Source organism: Spirosoma flavus (genome assembly GCF_054778555.1).
In genome coordinates, this window is sequence record NZ_BAAGZL010000003.1 from 125,637 (window position 1) to 152,367 (window position 26,731).

At 46.2% G+C, this 26,731-nt stretch carries 21 protein-coding genes; 9 read left to right on the plus strand and 12 right to left on the minus strand.

Annotated features, from left to right (window positions below):
* Positions 1–53 precede the first annotated feature (53 nt).
* From ACYVF1_RS17145 to ACYVF1_RS17155, 3 genes are all read right to left on the minus strand, one after another.
* Positions 54–1,205 (minus strand): lycopene cyclase family protein, encoded by a 1,152-nt coding sequence (locus tag ACYVF1_RS17145; protein ID WP_461080993.1) that lies wholly within the window; start codon positions 1,203–1,205, stop codon positions 54–56.
* Between the two features lie 152 nt (positions 1,206–1,357).
* Positions 1,358–2,239 (minus strand): lipoyl synthase, encoded by an 882-nt coding sequence (gene lipA / locus ACYVF1_RS17150; protein WP_461080995.1) that lies wholly within the window; start codon positions 2,237–2,239, stop codon positions 1,358–1,360.
* Positions 2,240–2,388: 149 nt separating this feature from the next.
* Positions 2,389–3,168 carry a hypothetical protein gene (locus ACYVF1_RS17155; RefSeq protein ID WP_461080997.1) on the minus strand — a complete coding sequence of 260 codons (780 nt, stop codon included), beginning with the start codon at positions 3,166–3,168 and terminating at the stop codon, positions 2,389–2,391.
* A 158-nt stretch (positions 3,169–3,326) separates the two neighbouring features.
* On the opposite strand from ACYVF1_RS17155, the gene ACYVF1_RS17160 reads away from it, so the two are divergent.
* Positions 3,327–3,770 carry an OsmC family protein gene (locus ACYVF1_RS17160; protein WP_461080999.1) on the plus strand — a complete coding sequence of 148 codons (444 nt, stop codon included), beginning with the start codon at positions 3,327–3,329 and terminating at the stop codon, positions 3,768–3,770.
* A 36-nt stretch (positions 3,771–3,806) separates the two neighbouring features.
* Here ACYVF1_RS17160 and ACYVF1_RS17165 read toward each other — a convergent pair whose 3' ends face one another.
* Positions 3,807–4,664 (minus strand): hypothetical protein, encoded by an 858-nt coding sequence (locus tag ACYVF1_RS17165; RefSeq protein ID WP_461081001.1) that lies wholly within the window; start codon positions 4,662–4,664, stop codon positions 3,807–3,809.
* Between the two features lie 543 nt (positions 4,665–5,207).
* Here ACYVF1_RS17165 and ACYVF1_RS17170 point away from each other — a divergent pair.
* The 6 genes from ACYVF1_RS17170 (at position 5,208) to ACYVF1_RS17195 (ending at position 14,242) form a co-directional block, all read left to right on the plus strand.
* Positions 5,208–5,993, plus strand: coding sequence for a FecR family protein (locus ACYVF1_RS17170; protein ID WP_461081003.1), 786 nt, complete (start codon positions 5,208–5,210; stop codon positions 5,991–5,993).
* 88 nt (positions 5,994–6,081) lie between these two features.
* A complete protein-coding gene (locus ACYVF1_RS17175; protein WP_461081005.1) occupies positions 6,082–9,147 on the plus strand; it encodes a SusC/RagA family TonB-linked outer membrane protein in 3,066 nt (1,021 codons plus the stop codon).
* Positions 9,148–9,239: 92 nt separating this feature from the next.
* Positions 9,240–10,937 (plus strand): RagB/SusD family nutrient uptake outer membrane protein, encoded by a 1,698-nt coding sequence (locus ACYVF1_RS17180; protein WP_461081007.1) that lies wholly within the window; start codon positions 9,240–9,242, stop codon positions 10,935–10,937.
* Between the two features lie 162 nt (positions 10,938–11,099).
* On the plus strand, positions 11,100–12,035 hold the full coding sequence (locus ACYVF1_RS17185; protein WP_461081009.1) for a sugar phosphate isomerase/epimerase family protein: 936 nt from the start codon (positions 11,100–11,102) through the stop codon (positions 12,033–12,035).
* 53 nt (positions 12,036–12,088) lie between these two features.
* Positions 12,089–12,832, plus strand: a complete 744-nt coding sequence (locus tag ACYVF1_RS17190) for a 3-keto-disaccharide hydrolase (protein WP_461081011.1) — start codon at positions 12,089–12,091, stop codon at positions 12,830–12,832.
* Between the two features lie 84 nt (positions 12,833–12,916).
* Positions 12,917–14,242: a Gfo/Idh/MocA family protein gene (locus ACYVF1_RS17195; protein ID WP_461081013.1), complete on the plus strand. Its 1,326-nt coding sequence runs from the start codon at positions 12,917–12,919 to the stop codon at positions 14,240–14,242.
* A gap of 62 nt (positions 14,243–14,304) precedes the next feature.
* Here the strand turns inward: ACYVF1_RS17195 and ACYVF1_RS17200 are convergent, their stop codons facing one another.
* Both ACYVF1_RS17200 and pyrF read right to left on the minus strand, forming a co-directional pair.
* Positions 14,305–15,600, minus strand: a complete 1,296-nt coding sequence (locus ACYVF1_RS17200) for a DUF2851 family protein (RefSeq protein WP_461081015.1) — start codon at positions 15,598–15,600, stop codon at positions 14,305–14,307.
* 139 nt (positions 15,601–15,739) lie between these two features.
* Entirely contained in the window at positions 15,740–16,567 is an 828-nt protein-coding gene (gene pyrF / locus ACYVF1_RS17205) for an orotidine-5'-phosphate decarboxylase (protein WP_461082288.1), read from the minus strand.
* A 112-nt stretch (positions 16,568–16,679) separates the two neighbouring features.
* On the opposite strand from pyrF, the gene rfbC reads away from it, so the two are divergent.
* The gene (rfbC, locus tag ACYVF1_RS17210; RefSeq protein WP_461081017.1) at positions 16,680–17,225 is read left to right on the plus strand and encodes a dTDP-4-dehydrorhamnose 3,5-epimerase; all 546 of its coding nucleotides are present in this window, start codon (positions 16,680–16,682) and stop codon (positions 17,223–17,225) included.
* A 97-nt stretch (positions 17,226–17,322) separates the two neighbouring features.
* Here the strand turns inward: rfbC and ACYVF1_RS17215 are convergent, their stop codons facing one another.
* A complete protein-coding gene (locus ACYVF1_RS17215) occupies positions 17,323–18,015 on the minus strand; it encodes a type 1 glutamine amidotransferase domain-containing protein (RefSeq protein WP_461081019.1) in 693 nt (230 codons plus the stop codon).
* 302 nt (positions 18,016–18,317) lie between these two features.
* Here ACYVF1_RS17215 and ACYVF1_RS17220 point away from each other — a divergent pair, with 302 nt between their 5' ends.
* Entirely contained in the window at positions 18,318–18,707 is a 390-nt protein-coding gene (locus tag ACYVF1_RS17220; RefSeq protein WP_461081021.1) for a hypothetical protein, read from the plus strand.
* Positions 18,708–18,808: 101 nt separating this feature from the next.
* Here ACYVF1_RS17220 and ACYVF1_RS17225 read toward each other — a convergent pair whose 3' ends face one another.
* The 5 genes from ACYVF1_RS17225 to ACYVF1_RS17245 form a co-directional block, all read right to left on the minus strand.
* On the minus strand, positions 18,809–20,365 hold the full coding sequence (locus ACYVF1_RS17225; RefSeq protein ID WP_461081023.1) for a hypothetical protein: 1,557 nt from the start codon (positions 20,363–20,365) through the stop codon (positions 18,809–18,811).
* A gap of 369 nt (positions 20,366–20,734) precedes the next feature.
* On the minus strand, positions 20,735–21,757 hold the full coding sequence (locus ACYVF1_RS17230; RefSeq protein WP_461081025.1) for a DUF6807 domain-containing protein: 1,023 nt from the start codon (positions 21,755–21,757) through the stop codon (positions 20,735–20,737).
* A gap of 228 nt (positions 21,758–21,985) precedes the next feature.
* Positions 21,986–22,603 (minus strand): hypothetical protein, encoded by a 618-nt coding sequence (locus ACYVF1_RS17235; RefSeq protein WP_461081027.1) that lies wholly within the window; start codon positions 22,601–22,603, stop codon positions 21,986–21,988.
* A 55-nt stretch (positions 22,604–22,658) separates the two neighbouring features.
* Positions 22,659–24,569, minus strand: a complete 1,911-nt coding sequence (locus ACYVF1_RS17240) for a DUF3857 domain-containing transglutaminase family protein (protein ID WP_461081029.1) — start codon at positions 24,567–24,569, stop codon at positions 22,659–22,661.
* A gap of 2 nt (positions 24,570–24,571) precedes the next feature.
* Positions 24,572–26,347: a transglutaminase domain-containing protein gene (locus ACYVF1_RS17245; RefSeq protein WP_461081031.1), complete on the minus strand. Its 1,776-nt coding sequence runs from the start codon at positions 26,345–26,347 to the stop codon at positions 24,572–24,574.
* Between the last annotated feature and the right edge of the window lie 384 nt (positions 26,348–26,731).

Consider the following 26,731-nt stretch of genomic DNA (forward strand, 5'->3'; position numbering starts at 1 on the left):
AAAGCTACGAGTTTCTAAACAGGCGGCAAACAAATAAGGAGCGGTGCAAAAATCTAGCCAGCAATTTTTCGGCGGAGAACCGCAAAAAATGCAATTAAAAATGGACAGAACGGCATGGTTGCAAATAGGCGAAGCTCGTCCAGAAAGTGAGTGTCTTCGTCCAGAAATGTAAAAACGCGCTGGGGGTTCTGCGTATACACTCTGGTAAATATATCATCGGCTGGATGCCGGTTATTTTCTAATACGTTCAGAAATATACTATCATATAGTTTAAACCGCTGGCGAAACCACGATTCCGGGCGCGTTGGCTTCCCCGTTTCCACCAGATTCTTAACGATAGCACTCAGGTAGCGCTGTGTACGCTGAAACGTATACCCCGTTGACGCCTTTGTAAAGCCGCCCGACGTACCAATTCGAACGATGTGTTCGGAAGGGTATTCCTGTGTTAATTCATCCGACATAGGGATGACACCATATTCAGTCTCAGCAATTTGATACGTACCGGTATCCAGAAAACGGTCGATGTATTGCCGTAGCTGATCGTCGTAATCGCTATCGGTAAGTAGTTTTTCGTTGAATAAAGTAAATTCAACAAGCGCGGTTTTTTCATCGAACGGTAATACGTAAACGAACCGGCAATCGCCATGCTGCTCAACCCGAAAATCCATAATCTGCGGTTTTTCGGGATTAAAACAGGGCTTTTCAGAAGTAATGACCCAACCTTTGAAATGCTGTAGCAGGTTATGATTTTCGGGCTGATTTAATTTCAACGCAAACGTACTGTCGAAGATATAATCAGCGATGTAAGGTTCGTCATCAGCAATCAGAAAGCCACCCTGGGGAGTTTCTTTAACTCGATTAATGGTTGCTTGCTTGAATTCTACGGTCGGATGTTTGGCAAGTTCATTTTGTACAAACTCATAAAAATCAATACCACGTAGCATTTTATACGTATAATCGCCCATGTCGACGGGACCGGTATACGTAGTACCATGGAAACAGACTGTTTTCCATTTACGAAATAAAATAGACTCGAACGGACCGGGATTTCGCTCCCAGAAACACCAAGTTCTGTCGTTACGATCTTTTTGCTCCCGATCAATAATTAGAATACTTCGATCGCGAAGAGGAGACTGCGTCAGGTAATAAGCCAGACTAAGACCGGCCATTCCTCCCCCCGCAATGATGAAGTCGTATTTTTTCATGAAGCAAAGAAAAAGTCCGAACCGAAGTCCGGACTCTATTCTTTAAATAATAAATATGCTTAATTGTTTTAACAATGAATAATGAAAAATGGATAATTAATGATAAAATTCGTTTGTATCATTAAATGTTATCCTAATTTTTCTATCCATAATCAGACGTTTACATGCTTTTCAGCATGGTAGCTAGAACGTACTAATGGGCCTGATTCTACATATTTCAAACCGCGTTTCAGACCTTCTTCCCGGTACATGGCAAACGTATCAGGGTGAATCCACTCAATAACTTCGTGGTGCATTTTGGTCGGTTGCAGATACTGCCCAAGCGTTAATACGTCCAGGCCATTGGTCGCCAGATCGTCCATTGCTTTAAACACTTCGTCATGCGTTTCGCCCAAGCCAAGCATAATACCTGATTTGGTACGTTGCCCATATTCTTTCGTCCGGCGGATCTGTTCCAGACTACGTTCGTAACGAGCCTGCGGACGTACCCGACGATAAAGCCGCTCGACAGTTTCCATGTTGTGTGACACAACCTCCTGACCAGCCGAAATCATTCGTTCGAGGGCTTCCCAATTGCCTTTGGTATCGGGAATCAGCGTTTCGATGGTTGTAGTGGGCGACGCTTCTTTGATAAGGCGCACAGTCTGATACCAGATTTCGGCGCCACGATCTTTTAGTTCGTCGCGGTTCACCGACGTAATAACGGCGTGTTTCACTTTCATCAGCACAATGGCTTCAGCAACACGGCGTGGCTCGTCGGTATCGTATTCGTTCGGGCGACCTGTCGCTACTGCACAAAACGTACAGCTCCGAGTGCAGATATTGCCCAGAATCATGAACGTAGCCGTTCCTGCGCCCCAGCATTCGCCCATATTGGGGCAGTTGCCACTCTCGCAGATTGTATGCAGTTTATGCTCGTCAACCAGTTTACGCACTTTTGCATATTCTGGACCAATGGGCAATTTGACCCGTAGCCAGTCGGGGCGTTTTCTACTACGTTGTTGTTCGGAGGGAATTACCGGTAATTCAATCATATCTCCTCATTACTTTCTCTCAGAATTCGTTTTTCGGCCGTAAAGTTCACGAAAGGGCAGAGGGTATAGGGATTGTGGAAAAGGCGAAAGAGAAAGGGGTAAAGGCGAGGGTTTTACGCCATACCTTTACCCCTCTGCCCTTTGTTACGTTATTTTTTGCTCCCAAAAAACAGGGTAATGTATGCAGATGTAAAAAAACTCCGATTGCCTTGTTCACGATCGCCACTCGGATTTGTACTGGGAATGATCACAATGGTGTTGGGAAAGGCTTCGGCCAGAAAGCCGATTTCGACACCGGTTGTATTAGCCCGGAAAGCGCTCAGTTCGAAGCTAAGAGCCGCTTTTACGTTAAGTCCTACCGTTAGTTTCGATTGACCAAGGCCCTCCAGAAAACCGCCTGAACCAATAACGGTTTCGCCAGTGGGTGAGGCATTAACCTGCGAAGCAGGGGCAGTACGGCTATTATTTCCTAAGACAACTTCTAGATAATACGGTTTTATAATACCCAGCGATGGTCCAGCCGCCAGAATGCCACTCACAGCAATACCTTCGTCGGATTTGCGCTGAAATAACTTTACTTCGCGACCATACTGCGGACGTAGCACAAACAGGTAATTTTCTTTCCCATCAATATAACGGGAACCAATCGAATTGACGGATGACTGAAGTTCTTTAGGATGCTTTACGTTAACCAGTTCTATGCTTAAATACCGATATTGAGGCAATCCAAACAACGTACCGGATAATAGCTTCGACTGACGAAACGACACGCCCCCTATAACACCAGCATTCGTATTGGTTGTGATGCCAAATGTGGTTTCGGTCGGATATATTTCGTCCTCAGTATCTGTATTTTGTGCCTGAGCAACCGGAACAAATAGCCCCAGACAACCTAACGTAAGCGCAAGTAATCCGTAAAGTGTTCGCATTTTCGTAAAATCCTGAATTAAAGCTACAAATTTTTAGGCTGCTTCACAAAATCATCTACAAGTATTAGCGTAACAACACCAATTATTTTATGTTTAGGGTCAATTGGTAAGTTAGTCAGCGGGCCAACCTACTGTAGTCGACTCATTATTTATATCAAATGGCAACGATTCACATTGATTATCAAGGCAATTTACGTACCGATTGCGAGCACCTGCAATCAGGAACCCACATAAATACCGACGCACCGACCGATAATCAGGGGCGGGGTGAAGCATTTTCACCGACTGACTTAGTAGCCAACGCTCTGGGTTCCTGCATTATTACTACTATGGCCATTTTTGCCCGACGCGATGGTATCGACCTTACTGGCAGCGCACTCGACGTAACAAAGGTTATGAGTAACGAACCGCCCCGACGTATTGCCCGTATTGAAGTCAACCTAGTACTACGTGCTAATCGCAATGGAGAGCCTTTCCTACCCGACGATGAAACTAAGGCTCGGCTCGAAAAAATTGCGCACACCTGCCCCGTAGCTATCAGCCTTCATCCCGACCTAGAGCAAGCCGTCAGTATTCGATGGGAAGCTGGTGTAAGTGTTTAACGTAGCGCAAATAGAAACTTGCGCTACGTTAAACACTTATTTTTTTAACTTCTTCTGTTTGTGCTTCTGACGCCAGTATTTGATGTCGGCGGTAAGGTTCTCCAAGAAAAAAGACGGGCCTACTGAGAGATAAAGTCCTGTATAATTGATCTGACTTTCTGGTATATCTTTTTTGAGAATAAAACGATAACCCACCAACATGTTTAAGCCGAACCAATGAAATGGACGTAGCCATTTCAGCATTGGAAATTGATAAGCAGCTGAAACACCTACGCCTAACGGCAGGAAAACCCCTCGCGCCAGTTCATGCCGTTCGGCACCATCGTCGTTACGTTCGTAGCGCGAATGCCCGTATCCAAATTCAAGCGGTAGACTAACTTCAAATGGGCCTTTCCGTAGCAGATATCGTTCATAATAAACCGTTGCCATCCGCAATCGACGCGTGATTGATTCAGATGAATTAGGCAACAAACCTGGTTGATCAAGGTGCTGATTAACAAAATAAAAACCAACGCCAGCCTTGAAACTGGCAGACCTGCCACTGGTTAAATTAGCTCTTCGCTGACGAGGAGGAAATAAAAAACCTGCCCGTATCCCGTATACGCTCACGGGAACCCTCCGGTTGTCTTCGGTACGGGTATCATTAAAAAAGAAAAAACGCTGGTCTGTCGAAGCCGTGAAGGTTAATGATTTTGGCTGCGTAGTTGATACGGTATCAGGTTGATTTTCAAGAGTTGATGCGTTCGTTAGTCGGGTTGTTTCCTTGACCGACACTTTGGCCTGACCAGAAGCAACTTCATTGACCAGCAGGTATAATATAAGAAATAAGCTCAGGCTAAATAATAAACGCATAGCTTTCAGAACGTTGATACCGTTATAACGATGGATAGACATAATGGTTCTGAGCTCACAGGCTCCTGGGCGTTAGTATGTGCTGCCCGCCAGATCAAAAACTATCGGTTTTTTTCATAGTAGGTACGTTTTTTAAACTATTCTCGACTCCAGACTTTACGTTATATAGCCTGCATGGTTTATTTTATTCGTTCTTTAGTTAAACGGTCAGCTTTAAGGACGTTCTCAAATAAGTACAATTTCTATACTCATTTTTTCAGGTAGTCAGCTTATCAGTAGAATCACGCTAGGGCTTTGAATATTGGTCATTTCCTCTCTCCTACTGATCTATAGCGTGTTACCGGGAACGTTCCCGGTAACGCTTGCATAAAAAAAATCAGATTTTTTATTTATAATATCTATTTTTATTCTAAACATTATAAGAACATTTACTCAAAAAATAAGTCAAATAAGAGAACGAGTAACAAAGAATAATCCATAAAGTAAAGACCATAATACAATCACAATTCAGTCTATATGTTCGCTGTTCCATAAGTAGAAACCCTTAGTTCAGACGCTTTGGCCTACACGAAACAATACAATGCCGTGAACAAGCCATACGCTGACTACACCATCGAGGAGCTTACACTCGACGACCTGTTCGTTCGTTGGGTGCAGCACCCTGACGACGATGAGGTAGCAGCCTACTGGCAGGCCTGGCTTATTCAGAATCCCGATTGTGCGGATAAGGTTGAAACAGCCCGTAAGCTTATCCTTGTCAGCAGTCAGATGCCAGACATGCCACTGTCGACGGAGGAGATTTCATCAGTTTGGGGACGTATCCGTGTATCGCTGCAAACGATGGAAGATGTCCGGCCTCTCTTACCCGACGTACGGACTGTAGTAGGCTGGTGGTATTTCATACGTACAGTTGCTGCCGCAATGGGGGTTGTTTTATTGATTGGCTGGGCACTCTGGATGCAGTACGGCCCAAATCAGGGACTTTCAACAATTAGTACACTGGATAATCAAACCCGGGAACTCAAACTCCCTGATAACTCAATAATGACGCTTTACCCAAACAGTTCGGTGCGGTATGTACGCCAATGGAACGACGAAACACCACGAGCAGTCTGGTTGAATGGTGAAGCTGATTTTTTTGTGAAACACCGAAACGATACGTCATCGGCCCGTCTGTTTCGGGTGCATACCGGCGACCTGACCATCGAAGCGCTGGGCACATCGTTTCGAGTGCGCCAACAGCCACGTAGTACTTCAGTGGCGTTAACTTCCGGAAGCGTTAATCTGCTGGTCAAGCATCATAATCCGGTAAGACTCCAACCCGGCGAATGGATTGAAATCCCAACCAGCCCGATAAAACCGTTACCGTAACCTGCTTTTAATCAATTTCTATTAATTCTTACTCCAACCTATAATGTGTACAACTACTACTCATTTGCTACGTAAAACGTGGCTTCCTATGCTTGGCCTGACCGCACTCGCGCTCATTGGTCAACCGGCATTCAGTGCCGTGCCAAGCAGTCCGCCGACAGGCACTAACCCGGCTCAGGAACGAGCCGTTTCCGGAAAAGTTGTCTCATCAGACGACAACAATCCACTACCTGGTGTTACCGTGACCGTAAAAGGTACGTCGCGCGGAACCACAACCGACGCCAATGGAGCGTACCGAATCAACGTAGTAAACGATCAATCTGTACTGGTTTTTTCATCGGTCGGATTTGTAACGCAAGAAGTAGTTGTTGGTAACCGGTCTACGCTTAACCTTACAATTGAGACCGACAACCGCTCCTTAAACGAAGTCGTGGTAGTTGGTTACGGTACCCAAAAGAAAAGCCAGACCACCGGCGCTATTTCGTCGATTACGCCTAAGCAGATCACCGAACAACCTATTACCAACATTGGTCAGGCCATGCAGGGTCGGGTTGCCGGTGTCGACGTATCGCAGTCGGGTAGCCGTCCCGGTTCTGTACCGACGATCCGGATTCGGGGACGTCGTTCGTTCAATGCCGGTAACGATCCCTTATATGTAGTGGACGGCATTCCGCTGGCACGGGAATATGAGGACATCAATCCAAATGATGTGGCCTCCATGGAAATTCTGAAGGATGCCACGGCAACAGCTATTTACGGTGCGCGGGGTGCCAACGGGGTTGTGTTGGTTACCACCAAACGAGGAAATGCAAACGGCAAAACAACCGTTACCTACGATAACTACGTGGGGTTTTCTGACGTACTAGATAAAGTTCACCTGTTTAGTGGTCCTGAATTTGCCGAATTTGTTCGAGAAGCTTACCGCACCACGGGTAACTATAAAGATGCAAACGGTAATCCTGTGCCAACAGGCGTTGCTGATGCTTATGCCGATTCGAAAGTAGCGGTACTAGGTGGTGACCCGAACGTAGCAGCTGGCTTAGCCGCTAACCGGAATACCGACTGGCAATCGCTGCTTCTTAAGCAGGGCTTTCAACAGAACCATACCATTGGTGTTCAGGGTGGCAGCGAAAAAACCCAATTCTACATCTCGGCGGGTTTTTTCCAGGATAAAGGAATCATGCCGGGGCTGGATTTCTCCCGTTATTCACTACGTGCCAATATTGATCATCAGATCAATAAAGTACTCAGAGTAGGTCTTTCTTCCTACATGATGTACTACGTGCGCAATGGCGAGAACCTTAATCCTTACAACTTCACCCTTCAGCAAAACCCGCTGGGTCGGCCTTACGACGATAACGGCAACCTGATCTTCTCGCCTACGAATGATGCGTTGCTTACCAATCCGCTCGCGGAAGTTATACCAGGTGCACAAATAGAAGAACGGAAAAAATACCGGATTTTCAACAGTGTATACGCTGAAGTAAACATTCTCGACGGCCTAAAATATCGGGTTAATTTCGGTCCTGATTTTACGATTAACCGGTATGGCCGCTTTATCGGCGCTCAGACAAATGCTCGGAAATATGGTGATCCACAAGCCTCTAACGGCACCACCTTCAATTTCGACTACACCCTCGAGAACGTTGTGACGTATAATAAAAAGTTTGGTGATCATAACCTTGGTTTAACCGTTCTGCAATCTATTCAGCGCGACAATAACGAAGGCAATCTCATCAACGTGCAGGGCGTTCCGGCCGAATCACAGTCGTTCTACAATGTAGGAAATGCCAGTTCGGTGCTGGGTGTTTCCAGTGGTCTGGTTCAGTGGACGATCAACTCCTACATGGGTCGGGTTAACTACGATTATAAAGACAAATATTTAGTGACGGCCACAATTCGTCGGGATGGATCGAGCCGGTTCGGCGAAAACACCAAGTACGGTAACTTTCCGGGTATTGCACTGGGCTGGAACATCAGCAATGAAGATTTCCTGAAAGGCTCTTCATGGGTTGATCTGCTGAAACTTCGGGTTAGCCGGGGATCAGTTGGTAACCAGGGGGTTGCTCCTTATCAAACCCAAGGGCTGCTGGGACGTACCGTATACGCATTTGGCACTACGCCCGCTTACGGGTACCGTCCAGAAACGATTGGTAACCCTGATCTGCGCTGGGAAACGTCTACAACCACCAACTTCGGTGTCGACTTTAGTCTATGGCGGGGCCGGGTAGCGGGCTCTATTGAATTGTATAACACCCGGACGACTGACCTGCTGCTATCTGACCTGCTTCCAACGTCAATTGGTTTTAATGCTGTAACTAAAAATATCGGCGAAACCAACAACAAAGGAATTGAAGCAAGCATCTCGACTGTGAACGTAAACACGAAGAGCGGCTTTAAGTGGACTTCCGACATTGTGTTTACCAAAAACACCGAAGCTATCATATCGCTTTTCAATGGCGCGGTTGACGATGTAGGTAACAAACGTTTCATTGGCAAACCGCTGACTGCGTTCTATGATTATAAGAAAGCGGGTATCTGGCAAACAAACGAAGCCGATGCAGCCAAATCTTACCAAAGTGCAGTTGGTCAGATTAAAGTGCAGGATACCAATAACGACGGTAAAATTACGGCCGATGACCGTGTATACCTCGGTTCCGATATTCCAACCTGGAGTGGCGGGATTACCAACCGGTTCAGCTACAAAGGATTTGACCTGAACTTCTTCATTTATGCCCGGATTGGCCAGACGATCCTCAGTGGTTTTCACCGTGATAACAACCAGTTGGCAGGCCGTTACGAGCAGATTAAAGTGGATTACTGGACGCCCAATAACCCAACGAATGAATTCCCGCGGCCTAACTCAAGCCAGGAGTTCCCCGTCTACAACGGTGCTATTCTCTACTTTGATGGTTCGTTCGTGAAAGTGCGGAATATCAACTTTGGGTATACGTTCCCGGCAAGCATTACGTCGAAGCTCCGCATGCAGTCGCTACGTCTGTTTGCCAGCATCCAGCAGCCGTTTATCTTTTCGACGTACCGGTCGAAGTATAATGGTGTTGACCCTGAAACAAGCGCAAGTGATGGCGTAGTTAGCAATGGTGTTGTGCCAGCTACCCGTGTGACCACATTTGGTTTGAACGTTAAATTTTAATCACTGAATAATGGGTGATACGTGGTCAATACGTTGGTACGCCGACATTAACCATTTCGCATGATCCATTAACCGTAATAGATCTTAAAACTATGAACTCATTTTTTTCGCCAAAACCATTCCGAATCCTGGCGCTTACGGCTCTAATGCTGAGCGGTCAGGCCTGTAAGGACATACTGGATGAAAAAGTAATCTCGCTTATCGGCAACGATTACATCAATACGCCTAAGGGCTTTGAAGATGCCAGTAAAGCGGCTTATTCATCGCTGCGAAATTTTTATGCGTCGGAACGTGGCCTGACTATGTCGGAATACGGTACGGATATCTACCAGGCTGGTGCCGACGGAAGCTACAAAGGGTTTCACTTTTACGATACCCAGATGAACAGCTTCGTCGATATTATCCAGCAAGTTTGGGAGGAATTGTACAAAGGAATAAACACGACGAATGCGGTTATTGAGCGGGCTCCGGCGGCTGCCGTATCGGATGCTATCCGGAAACAACGGGTCGCTGAGATGAAATTTCTGCGGGCTCATTACTACTTTATTCTGGTGCAACAGTTTGGCCCCCTCGACCTGCGGTTAAAAGAAACGCTGGGACCAACGAAAGCCACTAGCCGAGCCTCCGAAGCCGATGTTTACAAGCAGATTACGTCTGATCTGGAATCCTCACTTGCTGATCTGCCAGCGGTTAGAGCAGCAGCACAGGGCGCCAGCGATTACGGACGCGCTACAAAATCGGCTGCAGAACACTTATTGGCCAAGGTTTATCTGACCAAAGCTACGTCGTCGGCTAAAGCCGCTGATGATTATACAAAAGCGGCCACCTATGCGCAGAACGTAATTGCTAATTACAGTCTGAAATTATTGCCTGACTTTGCCAGCGTATTTGCTCAAGGTGCTGGTGAGATTAACGACGAGGTAGTTTTCTCGGTGCAGTATACATCTGATCCGCTGACCAACATCAACACCGCAAATACGAATAACGGGGACGGCAACAAGCTGCACCTGTATTTCGGGATGCAGTACGATGTGCAGCCTGGTATGAAACGCGACATTGCAAACGACCGTCCGTTCAAACGGCTACGCCCAACGACCTATTTGCTTGAAACCGTTTTCAAAGATCGCGTGAACGACTCGCGTTACAAGAAAACCTTCAAGGATACGTGGCTGAGCAACAACCCAGGCACGGGTTTGAATACGTCTTTTGATAATAGTAAAGCTAAAATCACACTGAAATCGGGCGATACAGCCATTTATATTCCAGGTGTTGAGTGGACAATGGCACAGCGGGCTGCTAAGCCTTACCAGGTTCTGGTGCCAAGTGCTTATTCTGCCGCTTTGTTCCCAACCTTGCAGAAGTTCCTCGATCCGAACCGTCCTGACCTTACCTACGAGCAGGGTAGCCGCGATTTCATCGCCTTCCGTTTGGCCGAAACGTATCTGATTCTGGCCGAAGCGCAACTGAAGCAGGGTAAAACGACCGAAGCGACTACCGCGCTTAACGTAGTACGTCGTCGGGCCGCTTATGCTGGCAAGGAAGCTGCTATGGAACTGAAAGCTTCTGACGTAACGATGGAAACAATCTACGAAGAGCGCGCCCGCGAACTGGCTGGTGAGCAAACCCGTTGGATGGACCTTAAGCGCTGGGGAATTTTGGTGGAACGGGTTAAAAAATACAACCCGGATGGTGCTGCTAACGTAAAAGAGACGCACAACCTTCGGCCGATTCCGCAAACTCAGATCGACCGAACGGAGAATGCAGGATTTACGCAGAATGCAGGATTTTAATAACCAAAACAGCAAAAGAGCGAATACCTATTCGCTCTTTTGCTGTTTTGGTATGAGTAGAACACCCGCTCAACAGGCTTGTTTTACCTGATTGTTAACCAAAAAATTCGTCTCACTATTGGTAATCGCATCGTTGCCGGTTACTTATTATCCTTCTAGGTCATGCAGGAGATTGTAAACCGACGACAGTTTCTCACAACAACCGGCCTCTCAGCTCTATCGCTGGTAGCGATTTCAAAACGACTGTTTGCTGGTACAGGTGTTCCAGCCGGTTTAAAAATTGGTTACTCGGCCATTACCTGGGGGAACACAGATGCCCAAACAGTTCAGGCCATTACCGACTTATCGGCATTGGGCTACCGGGGCATTCAGCTACGTAGCAATACGTTCGGCCCTTACAAAGCCAAACCCTCCGAATTAAAAGCGATGCTTGACCAGCATAAGCTTACTCTAGCTATGTTTTCGAGCGGTAACGTAGAGATTGACCCAGCTAAAAAACAGAGTACCATTGATACCCACGTAGCACACGCCAGTTTTGTGAAAGCATTGGGTGGATCAGCTTTTCAGATGACAAACAGTCTCCGTCAAAAAGACCGGCTGCCAACCACCGATGAGCTAAAGCAATTAGCAGCCGTGATGAATGAAGTTGGTAAGCAGACAGCTGATATGGGTGTTCAGGCAACGTATCACAACCATATGAATCAGCTGGGCGAAACACCCGAAGAAGTGGACGTAATTGTGCAGGCACTGAACCCAAAATACTGCAAACTCCTACTCGACATTGCCCACTACAAGCAAGGTGGTGGCGAGCCTGAGAAAGCCGTAAAGCAATACAAAGACATTATTCATACCCTGCATTTAAAAGATACCATGTCGCCCCGGCCCGACAAGCCAGAAGATCCTAAAGCGTATAAATTTGTAGAGTTGGGTCGAGGGAATGTCAACGTACCGGCGGTGATGAAAGCACTGGAAGACATCAAATTCAGCGGCTGGGGGGTTGTTGAGCTGGACGGCGTTCCGGACAAAGACAAGACTCCTGCTCAATGCGCTGAAATTAATAAAGAGTACATCACAAAAACATTACATTTAAAATTGTAAAGCAGTGAATGGCCGGTCTGCCGGAGTGATCATTCACTATTTTACTCATTATCATGAAACAACTAATTATTTCTGGATTAGTACTGCTAAGCCTGGTAGCCGCCGAAGGCCCCCAAGCTCCGAACACGTTGACCGCACAAGAAAAGAAAGATGGCTGGAAACTGCTTTTCGATGGCAAAACTACCAATGGCTGGCGAGGGGCTTATGCCGACAAATTTCCGGAGAAAGGCTGGACAGTTACAGATGGTTCGCTGACTATTCAGCAATCAGATGGAAGTGAATCTGAAAATTTTGGCGACATCGTTACCGATGGAGAGTACAGCAATTTCGACCTGATGTTTGATTTCAAACTAACCGAAGGGGCCAACAGTGGCCTTAAATACTTTGTAGCCGAGCAAAGCCCTAAGCCAAAGGGCTCAGCGTTTGGCCTGGAGTATCAGGTACTTGATGACGATAAACACCCCGATGCCAAAATGGGACGTAACGGCAATCGTACTGTTGGTTCACTATATGATTTAATACCGGCCAGCAACAAAAAAGCAAATCCTATTGGCGAATGGAACACAGGTCGGGTAGTATCGAAAGGCCAACATGTTGAACATTGGCTCAATGGCAAAAAAGTAGTCGAATATGAACGAGGAAGCGAAAAATTCCGTGAACTGGTAGCCATGAGTAAATATAAAGCACCTAGCTACAACTCTGCCGGACGGTTTGGCGAAGCGCCTAAGGGACATATTCTGCTTCAGGACCACGGCAACCGGGTGTATTTCCGGAATATGAAAATCAAAACACTTTAAAGTAAACTGATTATCAGGCGTTGAACTTTACAGAAAAACGCCTTTCTCTTTATAACTGTCATCTGTTTCCTAACACATTCTATTATGGAAAACCGTCGCGAATTCATAAAAAAATCAGCACTAGCTGGGCTCGGCATGAGTTTCTCTGCCAGCAGCTACGCACGTATTCTCGGCTCCAACGAACGCGTTCGGGTCGGTATCATCGGTTTCTCAGACCGTTTCCGGCAGTCGCTGGCCCCCGCCTTTTCCGAGCATGCTAAAGCTCAGAACTTCGCCTTTGTGGGCGTATCCGACATCTGGAATCGCCGTCGTGATGAGGCTGATGCGTTCCTGAAAGGTAAGGGTTTAAACGATAGTTCGTTCTTCAAGGCACGTAACAACGACGAACTTCTCGACCGGAAAGACGTTGATGCCGTTATTATCAGCACGGCCGATTTTCAGCACGCGCTCCATTGTGCAGCCGCCGTTGAATCGGGACGCGACGTTTACTGTGAAAAACCCTTCGCCGAAGCGTTGGACGATGCCCGTAAAGCACTAAAAGCAGTAGAGAGTTCGAAACGTATCGTTCAGGTTGGTTCACAACGGCGTTCGGCGCCTAACTATCACGCGGCCAACAACTTCATCAGATCGGGTAAATTTGGCGACATTACGATGGTAGAGATGACCTGGAACGTAAACCAGCCAGGCCGTTGGCGACGGGCTAAACTCGTATCTGAGATCAAGAAAGAAGATACCGACTGGAATCGCTTCCTGTTAAACCGCCCTAAAGTAGAATGGGACCCACGCAAGTATCTTGAATTCCGCTTGTTTTACCCCTACTCGTCAGGTATTCCAGGGCAATGGATGTCGCACCAGATTGATACCGTACACTGGTTTAGTGGTTTAGATCATCCACGTTCGGTAGTAGCCAATGGCGGAATCTATTCCTGGAAAGATGGACGTACCAACGCCGATACGTTCACTGCCGTATTTGATTACGGTCCGGATAATGACAAATCCAAAGGTTTTCAGGTACTGTATTCATCACGAATGAACAATGAAGCAGGTGGAGTGAAAGAATATTACTATTCGAACGGAGGGATGATAAACCTCGATACGAATAAAATTTCACCCGAAGGCGGTTTAGAAGAAAAATACGCCAAAGACATGGGCATGAAAGCGAACATGCTGCCCACAATGTCGCTGGGTGAAGCGGCAAAAATGGAAACCTCGGCCAATACCGGTGGCGATCCTATGACCTCGCTACACATGCTAAACTGGATGGAGTGCGTTCGTAGCCGTAAGGAGCCAAACGCCCCAGCCCGCGTTGGTTTCAACCACTCCGTCGCCAATATCATGGCGACAATGGCGCTCCACACCGGCAAACGTGTGACATGGGATGCGACTAAACAGGACGTAATAGTAAGCTAATTTTTCATGTATGGAGTAGGATGTAGGATGTATCTTGTTGGCAATATATCATACATCCTACTTCATACATTTTTTATAAGCGCTGCGCCAATCTGACAACTCAGGCATTTTTTTACAGCGCAGAATTCATTATGTAGTTCAATAGCCGCCTGCGAATCAAAAGCTGTACGCACGCTCAGTCCAAGCGCGTTCCAGCTTTGGGTCAGGTGGTTTTTTTCTGCCTGTAATTGTTCCAGCAGAGTAATAGCCCGATCAATATAAGCAGGTTCACCCCGATGCTGTGCATAAGCAGCCAATAAGGGAGCAACTGCATTTATAATAATAACAGCGGCCGAATGCTCGCCCAACGTAGCAACTGTTTTCTCCGCCGATCTCCCAAATCGATAATGCGATTGCCAGTAGGTAGCCGGTTTTACTTGAAGTTCATCAAGCAACGTAGCAGCATCGCTGGTTTCGATAAAAAGAGAAAATAAACTGACGTGATACGTTAGTAATCGGGCTAATTGAGCGATACGTAGTGTTGGGAAATTCGCCGGACGTAAGCGTCCCCATTTCCAGCTATGCGCTTCCAGCTGCTGACTGCCCAACTCATATTTTGCTGCCAAAAACTGGTATTCACGACGTAGCATCACTACGTACTCATCAGTTTCATCTTCGTCTAGCATTCCTGCCGCCCCAAAAAGCATAGCCTCAACTTGCGGTAACACATCCCGGTGTTTACGTATTACCTTCAGCGGTATAGCTCGGCTTAACTGCGACATCGGTTCGGCATTTATGCGAAAACCCATGCTTAATGCTAATAACCGATACGTTGTTTCTTCCCAGTCACCATTCGTTTGCTCAACAATAGTCAGTACGTCGGCGGCCTTCCGTTCAAGGCGCTGCATCATCGCTTTATCGAGCATCGACGTAACACGAAGGGGCGACACCGACCGAAACAGGTTGGCACAGGGTATTGTCTCACGTGAATCGATAAAAATCTGATAACGAGATATTAATGATTCTTCAGTGCGAAGCTGCAACTCAAGCGTAGGCAGCACCGTGCCGTTCGTTCGTTTTACTGACTGTCCCTTCACAGCACTATCGTCCTGCCATACAACGTGTAGAATGACATTATCGTAGGCACGATCGTACTGGTGTCCGTGCGCCAGCCAGTCCGACGTGCGTGTATGCATTTCAACGTTACCTACCCACTCTACATTATTGATGAGCAAGCGTGCATGCGTAAAATCAGGACCAGCGTTATTGTTTCGGAAGCCAGGATGTAGTATCTGGATCGACTCGCCATCAGTCGTACGTAATTCGGTTTTTGCGAAGTACTGAAACTGCCAGATAAAATACAGTAAAGATTCGGGCACAGCGAAGGATTGGGAAACGTAATAAATTTGCCCTTCTGACGCTAAAGGAATCTTAAAGTATCACTACGCTACAAAAACTTTCAGCAGGTTGCTTGATAGACTAGACTTACAAGGTCACCCACAAATCTGTAATACGTTACTATTTCTGGTATTCAGCTAAATACTGAGCCATTTCACGTTGTAGTGATTCAGCTTCATACCGGGCCTTATCAGCAAAATAGGTTCCGTCAGAAGCGTACAGAATACTTCTTGACGCATTGACCAGTAACCCGCCATCCGGCGTCAGTCCCCGGCTCGATACGTCTTTCAGGTTACCGCCCTGGGCACCTACTCCGGGCACAAGCAAAAAGGTATCAGGAGCCAGTTCCCGGATTCGGCTTAACTCATCGGCCTGCGTTGCGCCAACCACAAACATTAGTTTTTCTGGACCTGCCCAGGTTTGCGCGGTTTCAATCACTTTCTCAAAAAGCTCCTGTTCGCCAACTGGTTGACGTTGAAAATCAGCACTGCCAACGTTGGAGGTTAAGGCAAGTAGAATGACCCATTTACCTTCATAAGCCAAGAAAGGCATCACCGAATCGTGCCCCATATATGGCGCAACTGTAACCGAATCAAACGACAAACCAGCTGCTTGTGGGTCGAAAAAAGTACGTGCGTACAAGTCCGACGTATTACCAATATCACCTCGTTTGGCGTCGGCTATTGTAAAGCAGGTATCTGGAATGTAGTCCAGCGTTTTTTGCAAACTTTCCCAGCCACGCGGTCCCTGAGCTTCATAAAACGCAATATTTGGTTTATAGGCTACCGCAAATTCGGCCGTAGCATCGATAATAGCTTTGTTAAACGTAAAAACCGGGTCAGGTTCAGTGAGCAGATGTTTGGGAATTTTGCGAGGGTCAGTATCGAGACCAACGCACAAATACGACTGTTTTTGAGCTATTTGCTCACTTAATTCTGAATACGTCATACCATCTTGTGGCACCATAAACTAAAATGATGCCGCTCAAAAGTACGACTTACGACGCCGGTTTCATAAATTTGTCCAGAAAACCAACAGGGAATATATAGCCGCTATTTATATGCAAGTGCGCCAGACAGCGATTGAGGGCCTGATTGAATTGATTCCGAGAGTATTTGAAGACGAGCGTGGCCATTTTTTTGAATCTTACAATAAGCCACTTTTTGCTTCGCTGGGTTTGCCGATGGATTTCGTGCAGGATAATCAGTCGTTTTCAACCAAAGGCGTTCTGCGAGGACTGCATATGCAGAACGAACCCTTTGCACAGGGTAAACTAGTCCGTGTTATTACCGGACAGGTACTTGATATTGCCGTCGATTTACGGCCTGACTCCCCTACATTCGGACAATATGAAACGTTCTTGCTCGATGCCAAACTAGCCAACATGGCTTACATTCCGGAAGGCTTTGCGCATGGTTTTGTAGCGCTGGAAGACAGCATTTTCAGCTATAAATGCACCAATGTGTATAACAAAGCTTCTGAATCGGGCATTATCTGGAACGATCCTGACCTGAACATCGACTGGGGTGTTAAAGATCCGATTGTATCTTCTAAAGATCAGGAACTGAAACTGTTACGGGAAGTTTTCCCGCAGGCTGTTGTATAAAATACGTCATCGCTGCTTATTCACAGTCATGTATTGTTTTCTATAACTGACTGTAAATAGGCATTGATGATTAAACTATTAATTATTTCCTTCCCACTTATTTCTCATACATTTCCTCAAGAATTTTTCGGGCTACTTTCCTGGCCGACAGTGGGTTTTGTCCCGTCACCATTCGGTCATCGACTTCGATATAAGGTAAGAACGGAATTAAATTTTTGCTGTAAAGCGCTTTTTTCTCACGTAAGGCATCTTCGAGCAGAAACGGCACTTCTGTATCCAGGCGAACCAGTTTTTCTTCCATATTGGAGAATCCAGTCAGTTGCCGCCCGGCGATGAGCAGAGCTCCGTCTGACAACGTAACGTTCAGCAGCCCACCTACTCCATGGCATACGGCCGAAATCATACCACCATTTTCGTAAACCTGCCGAACAATCGATTGCAGTGACTTATCATCTGGGAAATCCCACATGGAACCGTGACCACCTGCCAAGTAAAGAATCTGGTATTTTGAAGAATCGACGGCATCTAAACGTAGTGAATTATCCAGTTTCGCACGGAATGCAGGATTATTGTACCATTTTTCATTCGTTGTATCGCGCCTGTCGATGCTACGTTCGTCAATTGGAACGGGGCCGCCCATCGGACTGGCAATATCGTAAGGGAGATTTCTATCGGCTAATTCATCATAAAAATGAGTAACCTCACTCAACCATAGGCCCGTTTTCTGTGATTTACCCGGATAATCAGTGTGATTTGTGCAAACGATTAGCGCACGATAAATAGGGTCCATGATCAAATTTTGGATTCGAGGCTGGAGTTCGATGTAAAAATTTAAACGTCAAATCGCCCGATACGCTGTTCATAACTACAACAAATCGGCTTCACTGCTGACTCATTTACAATTATAGTAGATTCCTGTTATAATAGACTATTCATCAAACTTTGGTAACCTTCCGCCTTAAATAACAACACTTATTGATTAGTTGGCAAAGTAATTACTTGACCAATAATAATTTTTAAAATAGGCTATAAATCGCTTTTTTATGTGGCCCTTTTGAGTATATTTGTTAAAACCGTATTGTACTCGCCCTTATGCAAACAATCTCTTACGAATCACTACAGGCTGAACATGCCTGGATGATTGTCTCTGATCAGCTTCAGCAACGTAATAACGTATTAGCCAAGAGTATATCCCAGATGGAAAGAAAGCCCGGTGATCTTCCAATGGCAGGACGGCTGATTATGCTACGTTATCATCTCAAGATGAGTTTGCGTCAACTTACGCAGGAAGCCCGTCAGCAGACTCCAGCATCCAGCAACCGTTTGGCCAGCCAGTGGATGCATATTCATCAGTTATTTTTTCTGCTACGTCAAATTGATACAGAACTAAATCGGGCCACTACTGAGAATGATTCACTACGTAACTGGATGGCATCGCTTCAGGGTCGCGTTTATCGGTCAGCGTTACTCCATCTGAATTAATATATAACAACGAGTGGTGCCATAAACAGAGATTACTTGTTGATCATTCATAAAAAAGGGAAACGATACGTATCGTTTCCCTTTTTTGTGTGGCAACTTAATTATCGCTTTCGGTTTGCCATAATGTATTTAGTTTTTCTCACTACGATAGGTATACAACCTGGTTGGCAAACAAGTGGGGGATTAGGATCAGGTGGAACCACGACGGGTGTATCATTGGGACCATTGGCACTTTGAGCGATCCATTCCAATTCAACCCAGTCGTCAGCCCCTTTTGCTGTTGATACAGAACGTAGCTCCAGTTGACCAATGTTATAGTTCAGCCAGTTCGGATTTTGGCTCAAGTCAACCACGTAGGTTCGCATCTGACCGTCGTTGGTTACTGGAAATTCTATATATCGACTAGGATCACGGTCTAGTACTTTATCCTCTACCCGACGCCAGCTTAATCTAAAGCTGCTACTTTGTGTTTTGAAAGCTCCCCGAATATACATTTTTGGCGTATCACGACCTTTCCAGAAAAAATAGGGGGATTTAATATGGTCATTTTCAGGATCTTCAAGGAGGATATGCAATTTGTTGTTAATGGGCCAACCGCTGTCTCTAGCCGTATAATAATACCAGCCATTACGTGTTGAACTGAACTTATAATTTGGGCCGGCGTCCGGGCGTGTTTGTGTATAAACGTACTGTCGAATCTCGTTATAATGCCCTAGCACAAACTCATAATCCCATTCGTGCGTAATGTTATGATCGAGCAGAACGAAATTGGTAGCCGCTACGTATGACGACGACGTACTGAACTCAGAGTTATTGCCCTGATCGCCAAAATAGCCCCATTTCCATTCATAGTTGTTCGGTACGTAGAGACCGACACCGTATCCATTATCATTCACCGAAGCCATCCAGGGTTCTGTCGGACTAGCCTCACCGTAAACATAATTATTGGGAAATGTTGGTTTTAAAGCATCAAGCGGAGCATTTGTAAATGGCGAATTGCCTTTGTAATACCAAGTTGTCTTATAATCGGAATTCAGGTACATACAAGGCATTTCCTGCTGACGAGCTGCGTATTGGGTTTTGTCAGAACGTGATAAAACAACCTTGGCGTGAACCTTCACTACGTTACCTTCCAGCCGAATCCAATGCTCGATGGTACCTTCTCCAGGCTCGTTGTTGTAGGCAAATTGTTTTGGTATCGTTTTAACATAAATCAGGTTCGACTGCTTCTGGATTGAAACCACCTGCGACGGGTTTCCGTAAACATCACCAGCCTGAATCGGGTTCCAGCCTAAGCCTACCCAACCTGGATCTCCATTTCTAGAATAATCTTTGGGTCCACCGTAAATGGCGATCTGTATCTGGCGGCCGAGGTCTGGGTTATTGACCATATTAGTCGTATGTACCTTTCCTCCTTTGCTGTCAAGAAAAGCCATATACGTAATAGAGCCACCATAGGCCGTGCTAACCCCAACCTTAATCTGACCATTTTCAATGGTATATTCATCGGTGGGCGCGCCCTGACGGGCAGCGGGTGAGTTCGTACGGGGGTTAGTAGAGAACCTAGGCTGAGCAACCATTATTTCCTGCACCATCACCAGGGCAATCAGAATGGCACCAAACCGAGAAAATCGTTTAGAATATGGGAAATAAGGCATAAGCACCAGTGCGTTTAGATGCACTAGTGAAGCCGTCTCACAAATAACATGCCAAAAAAATGAAGACTTATTGTTACTGTTTTTCAATTTAATTCTATTATCAATTATGGGAATTGCGATACCTGGAAACAGATTTATTGGCTAAAGCACATCTTTACTAGTAACAGACCCACTAACTATCCTCTTTTGACGTTTATTTTCGTTTTTGGTCAACTTAGAAAAGGAGCGTAAGACCCGTCAGTTGTTTTTATGCACTACGCACGAAGTAGCTAATATACTGCTTACCAGCCATAAAAAATAGACGAGCCTACGCAAATGGTTGAAAAACCTGCGTAGGCTCGTCTAAATTGCAACTTAATAATCAATCAATTACTTAATCAACGTAGTAAGCTCTGTATCTGATACATTGCCCGACTGAATCAGAACTCGGTAATGGAACGTAACGTCCTTACCAGGCTGAAGTGTAAAATTCATAGGCTTTTCCTTGTTGTTACTAAATACAGATGGGGCCAGCGGGTTAGCGGCAAACAATCCGTAACCACGCGCATGCCAGTACGTTGGATAGCCAACATTCTTCGGATCATCGGACAGAACCAGTGTTAAGGCTTCTCCGTTAATAGTACCCGTCAGTTTAACCCACGGAGCCCGCGTACCCCAAACAGCATCGCCTTCAACGCCTTCACTACTTTTGTAATGACCTGTTACGCCCGCATTATCGAGCACGGGAACTTTAGTAGCTACCCCTTGCGCGTCGGTAAATACTTCTGGCTTAGTTGAGGGCTGTTCAAGCTGACGCGCAAGACGAAGGGCAATAAAACCTTCCTTGTTATCTGCAAAGACCACCTCTTTGTCAAGCGCTTTCAGCGTAGTAGTCCGGTCGATGATGCGATTATTAGTACCTGCCCGAAACTCAAAAGTGGTCGTTTCCTGCAACATTGCCTTGCCGTCTTTATCGAGCCAATCGGCGGTAACGACTAACTGCCCCATATCTTTTCCGCTTTTCATGGATTTGATACCAGTATGAACAATCGTACCGAAAGGCCCTTTATGATCTTTTCCAACGTCGTTCGAATTGTTCCAGAAGTCGTGGCCGTTCACATCGCCGTAATTGAACCACATACCAACATGGTGCGGATGGTCAATACGTTCGCCCGGACGTGGATCAAGCGGCCAACCCCGTGTGATTAAGTTACCTCCAGCCGATTGGATTGGGTATAAAACCGGCTTTTTCAAAACCGTAGGTCCCGGATAGATGTAAGCCGTGAAAGGTTTTCCATCAACTGTAACCGTTACGCGCTTTTGGGCTTCGTTCGGTGCAATCTGGATACGGTTCTGGGCCTGACTCAGCATAGCAGAAGCCACAAGCAGACAGGCAATAAATAGTTGACGCATCAGCGTATTGTTTAAGTGACGTATGTTTTTCGTTTTCAGGCGGCATCATAAAAATAACCCCAGCCTAAAAAAGCCGGGGTCAATAAAATGCTACTGAAACAAGTGCGCACAAAAACAAAATGACACCAATTTACTACGTTCAGTATCGACTTTTAGTGTTTTCGATGCTACGTTCATTGAGAGACATACGAATGACATTACACCAAGTAATGGCACTCATTGACCAGATTAGTTTCCCATCAAAATTTTATTGGTAACCTCTTGATCAATTGTGATGTAGCCGGGATAATTAATCGCTTTACTACCCAAAGATAACGTCGGTTTGATCTTGATCGTCAGTTTTGAGGGCTGCGAATTAGACGAACCCGATAGATTCTGAACCAGTTGCGTAAAAGCGTCGCGGGTTTTAGCATCGGTGATCAATTGATAAGCGTTCGTGTTAAGCTTAATCGGAACGCGGGTTTTACCACCGCCGGGCTGCACTTCGATACGTTGGTTCAAAAAGCCATTAAATAGCTCTTGACCCGCTAATAAAACTCTGTATTCCAATTGATTAATACCTGCTAATTTGTTGGTATTATTGGTAATATCGAGATTGATACGGGCATCGAGTGGAACGTTACGTGTCAACAAACCCGTTGCTAGCCGAGGAAATCGAGCCACATTGAGGTCTTCAAGCTTCCGAAACTCACGAATGTCAATACCGGCCAGATAGACACTATCGGCAGAAACAATGTTATATCGGCAATCACCCAGTGCTTTCGCCTGCGAAATTTGCTTATTCACACCACAACGGCTGAAAAGCAGCGGCAGGGCGAGCAGGACTAAAACAAGTGTTTTTTTCATATCAGCGTTCAATTCATTTCGTTATAAACATTCGACAGCGGGCAAAGTGTTTGGTTTAATTCGATTTTATAAACACCAGCTGCGCCCGATCGGCTTTGGCAACTTTCTTCCGAAAATCAACCCATTCTGAATAGGCTGTTGCCGGAAAACGCCCTCCTTTCATCTGTATATGACGAACATACGTAACACGATCACCATTTACGGCCAGTTCTGATTTATAGCGACCAAATTTCGAGTCGATTGAAACAGGTTCTATTCTGTATTCCGGTATGTACCCTTTTGGAAGCTGATATACAACCGTATCGCTGTCTTCATATGCGTAGCTTGCATCCAGATTGACCATTGCTCGGCGCGGTTGCGTCAGTGGTTCGGCGGGCGACAAAGCCGATAGCAGATTTAAAGGTAAAAAAAGACGAGTTCCGCTGACGGTGGCCCATCGACGAGCAGTTAACTCTAGCTTTTCTGTAACGGCAGGTAATGTTCCAGGCTGTTCGGTGTAGGCAAAGCTATTCAGTTCAAAAGCAGGAATGTGGATACGTTTGAGCAACCAGCTACGTTGGTCATCACGATTCAGACGTTGTATTACGCTGGCATAATCATCCTGCTGAAGGCCTGTGTAACAGGTTAGTACGTTTGCCGCTGCATCACCCTGCTCGGTCAAGTTTACGTTGATACGTCGCTGCTGTCGATTATCGGTCGGTCGATACGTTGGTGTTTGGATCAGGCGGCCGCCATCGGGCAAAATCAGTAATACGTGCCGGTTGCCGGTAAAGTCACTCATGTATCCAGCCGGACCATGGCCGCTGGTACATTCCAGAAACAACGTATCACGTCCATCAGGAACGCACAAAATCACGTGATTAAACTGGAAACTAGGAAAATCGACCAGCAAATCGGGCTCATCATCGCCAGCACGTACCAATGCCGGAAATGACTTAACGCCAGCCGCTTTCAACAGGGCCAGCGTATAATTGGTCAGCGCTTTACAATCGCCGTATTTGTGCGTCGCAACTTTTTCGGCTTCAATGGTTTGCCAGCCACCAATCCCCAATTGTATACTAACGTAGCGGGTGTGGTCCTGCAAAAATTTATACAGGCTCCGAACTTTACCGGCAGTTGTCGTTTCCTGTTTGGTCAGTTCCTGAACGCGCTGTTTCAAGGCGTCGGGAATGATATCCCGGCCGTCGTTGAGCGTATGATAAAACCGGCTTACGTCGCTCCAGCTCGCTATTTTTCCTTTATGATTTTGTACGTCAAACTCGGTTGGAGCCGTATACACCACCGGTAGTATTTCTCTGGCAGGGGGCGACAGTGGCTCAAATTCAATGGCAGGTTGATTCGTTAATTTCCAGGTATACGTTTTCCCGCCCCCTGGCGAATCTGCGACAACTCCTGGCACAGGCAGATTCATTTCCTTAAAACGTAGTGCGAGCCCGGCTGGCATCTGTACTGTATACGTCGATTTTTCGACGGCTACGTACTGTTGTCGTTGCGGCATCCAGGTTGGATAAAACATCAGATTACGTTCAGTTGACTCAATCAGGAATTCGACCGTATAGGGATAGGTCGGCTGTTTGGGAAACGAAGCCGATTTGACTCGCTGGTCGTCAAACAGATTGTAGTCTGCAAACGTACTATAATCTTCTATATCAGACTTTTTCAGGCGTTTTATCAGCTTGCCTTCCGCGTCATAAAGAGCGCCTTCAAATGAGTTTATCTTCGAAAATTTGTCATAATAAATCATTTTTTTCGCCTGATCATCTGCTTCTTTGTCAAGCACCGTAACAACAGTATGCGTGCGCTCGGTTGCTTCTCCCGGCGATTTAACCGTGAAGACTGTCTCATGACGACGTATTACGCTATGGGCGTTTTCTTTCAGCGATGCCTCAATAGCCGACGCTTTATATTCGTTCTGCGCCCACGCAACCTGCGCCGTGAGCAGCATTATCCAGAAAGTATATTTCATGATTATTTCTTCTCAACTAGCTCCCCACGTTTCAGCACAATTTGTTCGGCATGTTTAGCAACCACCTGCGTGAATAATTCACGTAGCGCGCCGTATTCCTCGGCATAATATAAGGGGCGACGTAGCAGGATCCGGCTGATTATCTGTAGTTTATCGCCGTTCATGGCCGTCTGATACATAAACCGACCACCGTTTTCTGGCAAAACCATAGAAACAGGTTTGGGCATTTCTTCGATTTTATATCCCTTGGGCAGCGTATACGTAGCAACAAACGTCTGTTCTTTCTGAAAACCAAAATCTACCGGATAAACTCGATTCGCTTCTTTAAACGGATTCGTTCCGTAGCCTTCCGTCAGCATGGGCCGTAAATAAAGTCGGTCCCCGGCACGGCCACAGGCTTCTGGAATCGTGATACTAAAATCGGCATTAAAAGCACTGGTCGTAGGATCGGCACCCGAAAATTCAGCTTTCTCGACTTGCCAGGCGGGCCGCGTTTTTCGGATGCCATCTAAATACTTCGTTTTTCCTTCCGAAGAAAATTCTGTACGGGCTTTCAGCGCACTATATCCGCCGTGCGAACGCTTGAACGTACCCGTAATTTCGCCATCGTCAGCAATTACGAATTCACCCGTATACGATTCAATATCCCGCTCCTGAGGGGCTAGCGAAATAAAGCGAGATTTACTCGAGTGAATCAACCGGCCTTTCCCATTCAGACAATGAACGGGCAGCATTCCGGGCGGTAGCAATACGTCGGTAGCATCGAGCAACATATCTTTTCCACCCACCGCTACCTGCGCCACTACGTAGTTAAACCGCCTGAGCAACGGATACTCTTCACTGATACGTCCGTGCGAACGCGTACTAAGAATAACCGGATTTGCTTCCATATCCATCTCCCGCAGGAGGGCAATCAGCATCAGATTAATGCCGGCGGCATCACCTTTTTTATTCTCAAATACTTTTCGAATACCCAGGTCCGAACTAAGTGAGGCTTCTTTGGTCCATTTAATATTCTGACGGACAAAGTCATAAGCAGCCGTAATACGTGCCAGCGTATCTGAGTGCTTGTTCAGTATAGTCTTAGCGGTTTCGTGCAGAAAACCTGTACGCTTAATCTGTCCACCAAAATCTGCTTCATCAAGTAGCGTTCGGTCCAGCGTTTCCCAACTTACCGAGAAATCATGTGCTACGGCGTTAGGCAACTGATACTTAGCGAGTTCAAAGTCAATCTTGGCTACGTAATCGTCGGAAGTTGTTACAAAGGCTTCATTACGAAAAGCGGGAGCATCTTTCATTGCAAACCGATAGGCAGTTGCCCCAGCTCCATTGTGGCCCGGAAGCAGGTCAACGTTGGTCGGTTTGTTTTCATTGATAATCAGCGGCAAATACCCCCCCATCATAATTTTGTAATAAAAATAATCAGGAATGGTGATGCGGTATTCGCTCCAGTTGACGGGCACATCCTGTTGAAAACGCCAGGTTCGTGGATTAACACCAACGCTTAGGGGTGTCTGGATAACATAACTATATTCGATAATGGAACCTTCGCGAACATTGGGGAGCGTAAATTTCTCCAGCCAGATCTGCTCTGACGCTTTTTCGGTAAAATGGCCTGCTTTATCGAGCTTATCAACTTGAACCTGCCCACCAACCAGGTTATACGTATTACCGACAAAATCACTCACAAACTCATGCTGCCCGGCTTTACCTCGTCGGGTGTACAGCTGAAGTGTGGCTCGGTTATAGCCCGATTTTTTATGGATTTGCGTTCGCACGTGGCATCTGTAATGCATCCAAAGCTGGTTGCTATTTTCCAAAAAAGATACTTCTCCGAGCTCATAAAGGACAGTCGCTTCGGCGGTAGAATCAGTCTTGGGGCCAGTAAATTGATCGGGAGAGATTCTGCCTAATTTTACATCAGGTGATTTAACAGTGGTTTTTTGCGCAACGGCTAGCGTAAGGCCGGCAAACAACCAGCAAACAAGCAGCCCCTTTAATCGGAAGCCAAGAGAAGTAGAGAACATGAACGGTGGATATTTCTTAACTATGAACGTATCGGCAATATATGTTTTCGGTGAAATATCTACAAATTATGTCTACTACTCTTCCATTTTTATAGAATCAACTTATTCTTTAGCTGGTCGAAGTAAGACGGAAAT

Coding starts and splice junctions, on each gene's coding strand:
- pyrF (WP_461082288.1), bottom strand. CDS start 16,567: ATGACGTATTCAGAATTAAGTGAGCAAATAGCTCAAAAACAGTCGTAT.
- ACYVF1_RS17225 (WP_461081023.1), bottom strand. CDS start 20,365: ATGCCTTATTTCCCATATTCTAAACGATTTTCTCGGTTTGGTGCCATT.
- ACYVF1_RS17215 (WP_461081019.1), bottom strand. CDS start 18,015: ATGGACCCTATTTATCGTGCGCTAATCGTTTGCACAAATCACACTGAT.
- ACYVF1_RS17185 (WP_461081009.1), top strand. CDS start 11,100: ATGCAGGAGATTGTAAACCGACGACAGTTTCTCACAACAACCGGCCTC.
- lipA (WP_461080995.1), bottom strand. CDS start 2,239: ATGATTGAATTACCGGTAATTCCCTCCGAACAACAACGTAGTAGAAAA.
- ACYVF1_RS17175 (WP_461081005.1), top strand. CDS start 6,082: ATGCTTGGCCTGACCGCACTCGCGCTCATTGGTCAACCGGCATTCAGT.
- ACYVF1_RS17165 (WP_461081001.1), bottom strand. CDS start 4,664: ATGTCTATCCATCGTTATAACGGTATCAACGTTCTGAAAGCTATGCGT.
- ACYVF1_RS17240 (WP_461081029.1), bottom strand. CDS start 24,569: ATGAAATATACTTTCTGGATAATGCTGCTCACGGCGCAGGTTGCGTGG.
- ACYVF1_RS17195 (WP_461081013.1), top strand. CDS start 12,917: ATGGAAAACCGTCGCGAATTCATAAAAAAATCAGCACTAGCTGGGCTC.
- ACYVF1_RS17190 (WP_461081011.1), top strand. CDS start 12,089: ATGAAACAACTAATTATTTCTGGATTAGTACTGCTAAGCCTGGTAGCC.
- ACYVF1_RS17235 (WP_461081027.1), bottom strand. CDS start 22,603: ATGAAAAAAACACTTGTTTTAGTCCTGCTCGCCCTGCCGCTGCTTTTC.
- ACYVF1_RS17145 (WP_461080993.1), bottom strand. CDS start 1,205: ATGAAAAAATACGACTTCATCATTGCGGGGGGAGGAATGGCCGGTCTT.
- ACYVF1_RS17220 (WP_461081021.1), top strand. CDS start 18,318: ATGCAAACAATCTCTTACGAATCACTACAGGCTGAACATGCCTGGATG.
- ACYVF1_RS17180 (WP_461081007.1), top strand. CDS start 9,240: ATGAACTCATTTTTTTCGCCAAAACCATTCCGAATCCTGGCGCTTACG.
- ACYVF1_RS17155 (WP_461080997.1), bottom strand. CDS start 3,168: ATGCGAACACTTTACGGATTACTTGCGCTTACGTTAGGTTGTCTGGGG.
- rfbC (WP_461081017.1), top strand. CDS start 16,680: ATGCAAGTGCGCCAGACAGCGATTGAGGGCCTGATTGAATTGATTCCG.
- ACYVF1_RS17160 (WP_461080999.1), top strand. CDS start 3,327: ATGGCAACGATTCACATTGATTATCAAGGCAATTTACGTACCGATTGC.
- ACYVF1_RS17230 (WP_461081025.1), bottom strand. CDS start 21,757: ATGCGTCAACTATTTATTGCCTGTCTGCTTGTGGCTTCTGCTATGCTG.